The organism is Dellaglioa sp. CoH-57-MRSF-20, assembly GCF_056781955.1.
This window is the reverse complement of the sequence record NZ_JBXAXV010000335.1, coordinates 1-237: the sequence shown is the minus strand read 5'-3', so window position 1 is coordinate 237 and position 237 is coordinate 1. Positions and strand designations below refer to the sequence as shown.

At 63.7% G+C, this 237-nt stretch carries 1 protein-coding gene; it reads left to right on the top strand.

The window, feature by feature from the left end; all coding sequences use genetic code 11:
* On the top strand, positions 1-237 hold a 237-nt coding region (locus AC1RPN_RS09215; RefSeq protein WP_481763883.1), incomplete at both ends, for a hypothetical protein.

Here is a 237-nt window from a genome sequence, read left to right as displayed (position 1 = left end):
CGTCGAAGAATCCGTTCGACCTCCCTTCATTGAGATCGAAGTGCCCATGATCATCGGATCCTCCATCCGAGCGGCAGACCCGGCGCTGATCAAGCTTCCAGCCTCCGGCGTGTGGCACGACACCAAGAGTAAGTACTCCACGGACACCACCATGGAGCCGATTCACGACGACATGATCCGGCGCCACGCGCTCACGGCAGCGCAGCACGCGGCGGAGCTCGCCGGCGTCACCGGAGC